General features: G+C 74.7%; 7 protein-coding genes and 1 pseudogene. 4 read left to right on the forward strand and 4 right to left on the reverse strand.

The window, feature by feature from the left end:
- Nucleotides 1-86 precede the first annotated feature (86 nt).
- Nucleotides 87-977: an NAD(P)-dependent oxidoreductase gene (locus L1885_RS18745; RefSeq protein ID WP_235798305.1), complete on the reverse strand. Its 891-nt coding sequence runs from the start codon at nucleotides 975-977 to the stop codon at nucleotides 87-89.
- 292 nt (nucleotides 978-1269) lie between these two features.
- Nucleotides 1270-1875 (reverse strand): TetR/AcrR family transcriptional regulator, encoded by a 606-nt coding sequence (locus L1885_RS18750; RefSeq protein WP_235798306.1) that lies wholly within the window; start codon nucleotides 1873-1875, stop codon nucleotides 1270-1272.
- A gap of 109 nt (nucleotides 1876-1984) precedes the next feature.
- On the opposite strand from L1885_RS18750, the gene L1885_RS18755 reads away from it, so the two are divergent.
- Nucleotides 1985-3280 (forward strand): MFS transporter, encoded by a 1296-nt coding sequence (locus L1885_RS18755; RefSeq protein WP_235798307.1) that lies wholly within the window; start codon nucleotides 1985-1987, stop codon nucleotides 3278-3280.
- Between the two features lie 135 nt (nucleotides 3281-3415).
- Here the strand turns inward: L1885_RS18755 and L1885_RS18760 are convergent, their stop codons facing one another.
- Nucleotides 3416-4036 (reverse strand): TetR/AcrR family transcriptional regulator, encoded by a 621-nt coding sequence (locus L1885_RS18760; protein ID WP_235798308.1) that lies wholly within the window; start codon nucleotides 4034-4036, stop codon nucleotides 3416-3418.
- Between the two features lie 93 nt (nucleotides 4037-4129).
- Here L1885_RS18760 and L1885_RS18765 point away from each other — a divergent pair, with 93 nt between their 5' ends.
- The 3 genes and pseudogenes from L1885_RS18765 (at nucleotide 4130) to L1885_RS18775 (ending at nucleotide 7320) form a co-directional block, all read left to right on the forward strand.
- Nucleotides 4130-4846: an SDR family NAD(P)-dependent oxidoreductase gene (locus L1885_RS18765; RefSeq protein ID WP_235798309.1), complete on the forward strand. Its 717-nt coding sequence runs from the start codon at nucleotides 4130-4132 to the stop codon at nucleotides 4844-4846.
- Nucleotides 4847-4940: 94 nt separating this feature from the next.
- A pseudogene (locus L1885_RS29505) lies at nucleotides 4941-5123 on the forward strand (hypothetical protein); the annotation flags it as partial.
- 382 nt (nucleotides 5124-5505) lie between these two features.
- Nucleotides 5506-7320 (forward strand): lytic transglycosylase domain-containing protein, encoded by a 1815-nt coding sequence (locus tag L1885_RS18775; RefSeq protein ID WP_235798310.1) that lies wholly within the window; start codon nucleotides 5506-5508, stop codon nucleotides 7318-7320.
- 289 nt (nucleotides 7321-7609) lie between these two features.
- Here the strand turns inward: L1885_RS18775 and L1885_RS18780 are convergent.
- On the reverse strand, nucleotides 7610-8502 hold an 893-nt coding region (locus tag L1885_RS18780), incomplete at its 5' end, for an ATP-dependent helicase C-terminal domain-containing protein (protein WP_308117348.1).

An 8502-nucleotide genomic window follows, 5' to 3' on the forward strand; every position in this document is an offset into this window, starting at 1 on the left:
GGGCCTCGGCCTCCCGGGCACCGCGCGCGTCCGGGCCGGGCGGCGCCACGCTCCGCCCACCGTCCCGCGTCGCGTGCCGCGGCGGGTCAGGGGCGCAGCCGGAGGCCGGCCGCCTCCTCCAGCAGTGCCACGCCCAGGAGTTCGCCGTCCACGGGCCCGAAGCGCTCCAGGGCGCGCCGGTGCAGGTCCAGCACGGCGTCGGCCATGCCGTGCGGCGTGCCGAGGTCCCGGGCCGTGTCGGTCACGGCCTCCAACTGGTCGTGTATGCGCCCGAGTCCGTACGAGGCGAGGTAGTCGCCGGCGAACAGCGCGGACAGGTCGCGCCGGATGAACTCGCTGGCCGCCGCGCTGCCCGCGAGGGTCTCGCGCAGCACCCGCAGGTCGATGCCGGCCCTGGCGCCGAGCAGGAGCGCCTCTGCGGTGGCCGCGGCCTGCCCGAACCACAACAGGTTGACCAGCAGTTTCGCCGTGCAGCCGGTGCCCGGCCCGCCCATGTGCCGGATCCGGTCGGGGCTCGTCAGGGCCTCCAGCAGCGGCCGTCCGCGGTCGAGGACGTCCGCGGCACCGCCGACGAACAGCGTGACGCCGCCGCGCTCGGCGTCGTCGGGACCGCCACCCATGGGTGCTTCGAGGACGTCGACGCCGTGCGCGGCGGCCCGGTCCCGCAGCCGCAGGGCGGCCGCCGGGGCGTTGCTCGTCATGTCGACCCACAGGGCGCCGGGGGCCAGCGCCGCGAGCACGTCGTCGGACACGGCCGAATCGGCCTCGACGGGCCCGGGCAGCACCGTGATCAGCACGTCCGCGCCCGCCGCCGCCGAGACGGCGGTCGGTGCCCACCGGGCACCCACCGCCCGTACGGCCGCTTCCCGTTCGGGGCGCAGGTCATGGGCGAGGACGCGGTGCCCGGCCCGTACGAGGCGTCCGCACAGCGGGGTTCCCATGCGGCCGGTGCCGATGAGGGCGGTGCGTGGGTTCATGCGGTCTCCGCTGTCGCAGTGTTCGGGTCGCGCCGTTCGCCGCGCCCCGCGGGCCGTGCCGGGGTGTCCCGGCGAACGGATGCCCCGGTGCGGGCGGGGACTTCCGGGCGCGCGGGGCGTCACGGCGGTCGCGAGATGTGCTCGGGGCGCGGGGAGCCCACCGTGCCGCGGCGGGGCGCCCTCCGGCGCGGGCGGCCCGTGCCGCGCCACGCCTTGTGGGCCGGGCCGGCGGCGCGCCCGGAAGCCGGAGCGGGGCCGAGGGGCCACCCGCCGGATCGCGGCGCACCTCGGCTCAGCGCAGGTTGTCGACGAGCGACGCGGCCCACTGCGTGGAGCCGGGGGCCTCGGTGAACAGGGCGCGGTAGTAGAGGGGCGCGAGCAGGATGTCGGCCGCGTGCTCCGCGTCGGGCGTCTCGCCGCCGCGTTCGCGCTCGCGTTCCAGCATGGCTTCGAGCTGGTCCATCCGGTCGCCCCGGCACAGGCAGCCGCCCTCCTCTCCCGACCCGATGGTGGCGCGCATCAGCGTCAGGACGTCCGGGTCGGACAGGTCCGTGGCGACGCCCACGGCCCACTGCCGGAGGTCACCGCGGAGGCTGCCGGTGTCCGGGACGACGAGCTCGCCGTCCGCCCCGCTGAACCGGCTGGACGCCACGTCGCCGAGCAGTTCCGCGACGGAACCCCAGCGGCGGTACAGCGTGGTGGCGTGCACACCGGCGCGTGCCGCCACCAGCGGCAGGGTCAGGCCCTCGCCGCCGCCCTCCGCGGCGAGCAGGTCCACCACGGCGGCGTGGACGGCGGCGCGGACCCGCGCGGACCTGCCGCCGGGCCGGCGGCCGGTCGAGGTGTCCTGGCGGGTGCCTGTCCCCGTCTCACTGGCCGCGGTCACATCACTGGACATGCGGTCATGTTCGCACAGATCACTGCAATAAGCTAACGCAGTAGTCGATGCTTTAGTGTAGGCTCCCGTAAAAGCAGAGAACGAAGCTTTTAGCCTCCGGGAGCCAGCCTTGACCACGAGCCCGCCGCCCACCCGGCCCGAGCAGGCGCATCCGCGCCGCCACCGCCTCTACTTCGGCGTCACGACCGCCGTGATCGCGCTCTTCATGGCCGCCTCCAGCGCGCCGTCCCCGCTGTACGTCGTCTACCAGCACCTCTGGGGCTTCTCCCCCGCGATCCTCACCGTGATCTTCGCCATCTACGTCCTGGGACTGCTCGGCTCGCTCCTGGTGGTGGGCCGCCTCTCCGACCACGTCGGACGCCGCCCCGTCCTCGCCGGAGCGATCGTCGTCGAGGCGCTGGCGCTCGTCCTTTTCCTGGTCGCGGGCGACACCGTCTCGCTCAGCGTCGCGCGCCTCTTCCAGGGAATCGCGACCGGCGCGGCGATATCCGTCCTCGGCGCCGCCCTGGTCGACCTCGCGCCGGCCCACGCCAAGCACCGGGCCGGGGCCGTGAACTCCGTCGCGCCGACCGGCGGACTCGCGCTCGGAGCCATCGGCTGCGGCGCCCTCGTCCAGTTCGGGCCCGCCCCCACGCACCTCGTCTACGCGGTCCTGCTCGCCGGGATGGTCGCCTCCGGGCTGGCCGTGCTGTTCATGCCCGAGACCGTGGCCCGCAGGCAGGGCGCGCTCGGCTCCCTCGTGCCGAAGGCCGGCATACCGGTCCACCTGCGCGCCGACCTGGCGCCCGTCATCCCCGTCCTGATCGCGGGCTGGGCCCTGGGCGGCCTGTACTTCTCGCTCGGCCCCTCCGTAGCCGCCGGCGTGTTCGGGCTGGGCAACCACCTGATCGGCGGCATCGTCATCGCGCTGCTCTGCGGGATCGCCGCGATCACGTCCTTCCTTCTGCGGCCCGTGCCGGCGCCCCGGCTGCTGCTGCCGGCCGCGACCGCGCTCGGCGCCGGGACCGTCCTGGCCCTGGCCGGCGTCCACAGCGGGCACGTGGCGTTCGCCGTCGCGGGCACCGTCGTCGCCGGCGTCGGCTTCGGGGCCGGCGCGCTCGCCGGATTCGGCACCGTCGCCCGCATCGCCAGGCCGCACGAGCGCAGCGCGCTCATCGCCGTCGTCTACGTCATCTCGTACCTGGCCTTCAGCGTCCCGGCCGTGGTGGCGGGCTTCGCCGACACCCACTACGGGATCCGGCCGACCACCGAGGTGTACACGCTGGTCGTGCTGGGGCTGACCGTCGTGGCACTGGTCCTGCGCGTGGCGCTGAACGGCCGGAAGCCCGCATCGCCGCTCCCGCCGCCCGCCGCGTCCTCGTCCGAGGAGCCGGCCGTGACCGCCGAGCCCGTGCGCAGCAGGTGACACCCCGCGCCCGCACGCCGGCCCGCACCCACCCCGGGCCGGTGCGCGGGCGGCGCGCGGCTCGGCCCCCGCATCCCGGCTCCCGGCGCGGCGGCCCCGGGCTCGCCCCGGCCCGGCACACCGGGCGGTCGGGGATCAGGCGCCGGTGACGACCGTGTCGGCCGGCGCGCCCAGCATCGCCAGGCAGTTGCCCCACACCGCCGCCACCTGGGCGGGGTCGTTGAGCAGCTTCGCGAAGAGCACCTGCCCCTCCAACTGCGCGACGATCGAGCGCGCCGCGGCGTGCGTGTCGGTCACCTTCGGAGCCTCGCCGCGCGCCCGCGCCTCGGCGACGACCGTCTCGATCATCGCGATCTGCTCGTCGAAGATCTCCTGCAGCCGGACGCGCACGTCCTCGTGCCGGGTGCTCAGTTCGAGGGTGAGGTTGCCGAAGAGGCAGCCGGTGACACTGCCGTGGGGGCCCTGCCCCACCCGCTGCACCGCCTCCGTCGCCACGAACAGGTCGTGCAGGCGCCGCAGCGGCGGCAGGTCCGCGTCGAGCAGCCGCTTCCAGTCCCGCCGCTGCACCTGCCAGTGCTCGTCGATCACCGTGAGGGCGAGCGCCTGCTTGGAGTCGAAGAAGTAGTAGAAGCTGCCCTTCGGCACGCCGGCCGCCGAGCAGATCTCGGCCACGCCCAGCGCCGAGTAGCCGCGCTCCTCGAACAGCTTCTCCGCGGCGGCGAGGATCTTGTCTCGTGCGTCACTCGTACGTCCCATGCTTGCAAGCATACGACCAGTCGTCTACATTTTTAGTCGACCGGTCGGCTAGTCCTGCTGACCGGGCAGAACCAGCACAGAGAGAGCGAGAACATGGCAGAGATTCAGGGTCAGAAGGTCGCCATCGTCACCGGTGCCTCGCAGGGCATCGGAGCGTCCCTCGTCACCGCCTACCGCAAGCTGGGCTACGGCGTCGTCGCGAACTCGCGCACGATCGCGCCGTCGGACGACGCGGACCTCGTGACCGTGGCGGGCGACATCGCCGACCCCGAGACCTCCCACCGGGTCATGGAGGCGGCCAACGAGCGGTTCGGCCGGGTCGACACGCTGGTCAACAACGCCGGCATCTTCATCGCGAAGCCGTTCACCGAATACACGGAGGACGACTTCGCCACGAAGATCGGCGTCAACCTGGCCGGCTTCTTCCGTGTCACCCAGGGCGCCCTGCGGCTGATGGAGAACCAGGGCGCGGGCCACGTCGTCAACATCACGACGACCCTGGCCGAGAGCGCGAACTCCAACGTGCCGTCCGTGCTGGCCTCGCTCACCAAGGGCGGCCTCAACTCGGCGACGAAGTCGCTGGCCATCGAGTACGCGGCGCGCGGGATCCGCGTGAACGCCGTCTCGCCCGGCATCATCAAGACCCCCATGCACCCGGTCGAGACGCACGAGGTGATGGGCGGCCTGCACCCGGTCGGGCACATGGGCGAGATCGAGGACATAGTCAACGCCGTGCTGTACCTGGAGAACGCCCCGTTCGTGACGGGCGAGATCCTGCACGTCGACGGCGGCCAGAGCGCCGGCCACTGACACCCCGCGGCGGCGGCACGGCCCGCGTACCGCGCCACCCCCGACGCGTGGTCATTTCGCGTATTTTGTCCGACTTGGCGCGTAAGGTCGGGCCATGCCCACGCCATACGGACCCCGAGGCGGCATGGCGTTCGGCGCTGACGAGCTGCGTGTGCTCCGACGCGCCCTCGCCGCCGTCCTGCATCCCGCCCAGCTCCCGGACGAGGACGTCCGGGCCTGTCTCGCGCTGGCCGAATCCGTGGACGAGGCCGTCGAGGAGGCCGTCCACCTCCACGCGGGGGCCGCCCTCCCCCCTCACGCGGGGGCCCGGCGCCTCACGCAGGAGACCAGCGCGCCGCTGCCCGGCGCCGCACCCGCCCCGGCCGTGCCACGTCGCAGCGCTCCGAGGGCGCGCACGTCTCCCGGCGCTCGGTCGGCTCCGAGTGCTTCTGACGGCTCGGACGCCTCGCGGGGCTCCGAGGATCCGGCCGGCTCGCACGGCTTCGACGGCTCGCGGAGGCACCCGTTCCTGTGAGTCGGGGAAGCTGGGGGCAACTCACAGGTAGCGAAGTGGTGAAAAGCGGTCAGGGGGCGCTGTGCGCGCGCCGAGTGGTGTCGTAGGGTCGCCTGAGTCGGAGCGCGGGAGCGCGAAGTGTCGTTCTGGGGGAGGGTCATTCGTCATGGCAGCGCTATTCGGTCGCAGGCTGCGCAGAGGGGCGACCACGACGGCTGTCGCGGCCGTCGCGATCGCCGCACTCTCCGCCTCGCAGGCCCCCGGCCTGACGGCCCCGCTCAGCGGCACCGACGCCTCGGGCCGGCAGAGCGCCGGTGACGCGCAGGACACCACGCCCGACACGGCCAGCGGCAACTCCCAGTACTACACGGACCTTCCGCCGCTCGACTCGCCGACGCCCAGCACCGGCACGCCCGGCACCGACACGGTGACCGGCGCCGCCGAGTCCGGCATCCCCGCCACCGTCCTCGCCGCCTACAAGCAGGCCGAGCAGGAGCTGAGGCAGTCCAGCCCGCAGTGCCACCTGCCGTGGCAGCTGCTCGCCGCGATCGGCAAGGTCGAGTCGGGCCAGGCACGCGGCGGCGCCGTCGACGCCAACGGCACGACGCTGCGTCCCATACTCGGGCCCGTCCTCGACGGGAACGGCTTCGCGAACATCACCGACACCGACCACGGGCTGTACGACCAGGACACGGTGCACGACCGGGCCGTCGGCCCGATGCAGTTCATCCCCTCGACCTGGCAGACGTGGGGGCGCGACGCCAACCACGACGGCGTCAAGGACCCGAACAACATCTTCGACGCGGCGCTCGCGACCGGGTCCAAGCTCTGCGCGAGCAACCACGACATGACCGTCCAGTCCGACATGAACGCGGCGATCCTGTCCTACAACCAGTCGCAGGAGTACCTGCACACCGTCCTGTCCTGGTACGAGTACTACCGCAAGGGCACCCACGAGATCCCGGACGGCACGGGCACGCTGCCCAGCAGCCCCGGGCCGCTCGACCCCACGCCCTCCACGAGCCCTTCCGTGCCGCTGCCGACGTACACCCCGACGAACACCCCGTCGTCCACGCCGGATCCGGGACACAGCACGGCTCCCCACTCCGGTGGCACCGCGCCGAGCAAGCCGCACAAGCCCGCCGATCCGGGCAAGCCGGACGACCCCGGCACGCCGAGCGACCCCGGCACGCCCGGCGGCGGCACGACGACGCCCCCGGCCACTGCGGATCCCGTGCTGAAGAGCCTCGTCAAGACCGCGGGCGACGGGCTGAAGGCCGTGGCGGACGCGCTCTTCGGCGGGCACGCCCAGGTCCGGGCGGTGGACGACGCGGGCAAGCCGATGCCCGGCGTCACGGTCACCTTCCAGATCGTCGGCGACACCGACGCCCACTTCGACGGCGGCAGCGCCAAGGCCACCGCCACCACCGGCAAGGACGGCACCGCGAACGCCCCCGCCGTACGGGCGGGCGCCGACACCGGCGCGTTCACCGTCCGCGCCACCGCGGGCGAGGCCCCGGCCGTCGACTTCAAGGCGACCGTCACGCCGCACAGCGCCGACGCCCTCGTCTACCTGGGCGACGACCAGAGCGCGGCGGCCGGCGACACGTTCGAGAAGGCCCTCGCGGTCAAGGCCACGCTCGGCGGTGCCGCCGCGGCGAAGGTCGCCGTCTCCGCCGCCGTCCTCGACGAGGACGGCAGCCCCGCCACCGCCGGCCACGGCCCGGCGTTCAAGAACGCGGACGGGACCCTCGTCCAGACGCTGTCCGGGCTGACCACGGGCGCCGACGGCACCCTCACCCTGCCGGCGCTGGTCGCCGGGACGGACCCGGGCACCTACCAGATCAAGCTCACCGCCGAGGGCGGCGGGAGCGTCACGGTCACGGTCAAGGTCGTCGCGGCCACGTCGCCGAGTGACCCGCCGTCCGGCGACCCGTCCGGTGACCCCTCGGGCTCGCCCTCGGCGTCCCCGTCCGCTTGAACGAAGCAGCCGACGCGGGCCCTGCCCGCCCGTAGCGCCCCTGCCCGGCCCGCCCGGACGGGGGCGCCGCCGCGTCCGCAGGCTCCCGGCACGCGTCCGGCACGCCCCTCGTGGACGTCCGAACGCGTCCGGTTGGCGTATCGGCAGCCGTAGCCCGTAGCCCGTAGCCCGTAGCCCGTAGCCCGTAGCCCGTAGCCCGTAGCCCGTAGCCCGTAGCCCGCAGCCCGCAGCCGCGTCCGGCGTCCCGTCCGGGCCGCGCCCGGTGTGCCCCCGTCCCGCGCGGCCGCGCTCAGTGCCCGCGCGGCCGCACACGGCGCGTGGCCTCCGCCGTGGAGGGGTCCTCCGGCCACGGGTGGCGCGGGTAGCGCCCCCGCAACTCCGCCCGCACCGCGCGGTAGCCGTCCCGCCAGAAGGACTCCAGGTCCGCCGTCACCGCGGCCGGGCGGCCCGCGGGCGACAGCAGGTGCACCAGCACCGGCACGCCCGCCACCGTCGGCGTGCGGGGCAGGCCGAACAGTTCCTGGAGCTTCACGGCGAGCACCGGCTGGTCCCCGCCGTAGTCCACCCGCACCCGCGATCCGCTCGGCACCTCGATCCGCTCGGGCGCCAGCTCGTCCAGCCGCGCCGCCTCGCCCGTCGCCCAGGGCAGCAGCCGCCGCAGCGCCTGGCCCGCGTCGATGCGGGCCAGGTCCGCCCGGCGCCGCGCACGCGACAGCTCGGGCTCCAGCCAGTCGCCGGGCCGCTCCAGCAGCGCGCCGTCCGACACGTCCGGCCACCCGCCGCCCACCGCGCGGCGCAGGAAGGCGAGCCGGTCGCGCAACTGGCCCGCGTCACGCGTCCAGTGCAGCAGCCCGGGCCCCTCGCGCCGCAGACCCTCCAGCAGCGCCTCCCGTACGAGCCCGGCCGCCGGGGCGCGCAGCGGGCGCGCCGACAGCTCGACCGCCCCCAGCCGTTCCACGCGCCGGGCGACGACGTCGCCGTCCTCCCACCCGACCTCCTCCGCCACCGAGCGCAGCCCGCCCGCTGCGTCCACGGCCGTGCCCTCGTCGATCACCGCCGCCAGCCGCACGCGGGCCGCGGCCGCCGTGGCAGGCCGGTCCGCCACCGCGATAGCCAGCCACTGCTGGCCCCGCAGCCGGGAGCCGTCGCCGAGCTCCGCCCCGGTGCCGGAGACCATCAGGT

This window comes from Streptomyces fuscigenes, assembly GCF_021556455.1.
Classification (GTDB): Bacteria; Actinomycetota; Actinomycetes; order Streptomycetales; family Streptomycetaceae; genus Streptomyces; species Streptomyces fuscigenes.